The following is a 239-nucleotide window of genomic DNA, read 5'->3' as shown; positions in this document are numbered from 1 at the left end:
ATTGTATAGGCTGTTTTGGTGGTAGTTTGTTATGGAAAATGAAAACAGATTGAAAGGAAAGGAGATTCAATATGAGCCTTTCACCTCAAAAAAAGATGTTGCAGCGGGTTGAAGAAAAGGAAATGCCATACTGTAATGATGATCCATTGGCTATTGCAAAAGGGATTAGAAATGGATTCCTAATGGTAATGCCATTTTGGTTAGTTGTATCGTATTTAGTTATATGAAAACTACATAAC

1 protein-coding gene is annotated in these 239 nt (G+C 34.3%); it reads left to right on the top strand.

Annotation, left to right across the window (positions count from 1 at the left end; all coding sequences use genetic code 11):
• The first annotated feature begins 71 nt into the window (after window positions 1-71).
• Complete coding sequence (locus JDS92_RS30450) at window positions 72-227, top strand: hypothetical protein (protein WP_002114638.1); 156 nt, start codon at window positions 72-74, stop codon at window positions 225-227.
• The last annotated feature ends 12 nt before the right edge of the window (window positions 228-239 follow it).

The organism is Bacillus cereus group sp. N12 (genome assembly GCF_016483575.1).
GTDB lineage: Bacteria > Bacillota > Bacilli > Bacillales > Bacillaceae_G > Bacillus_A > Bacillus_A toyonensis.
The sequence above is the reverse complement of the archived record's forward strand: the minus strand, read 5'-3'. Positions and strand labels throughout refer to the sequence as shown.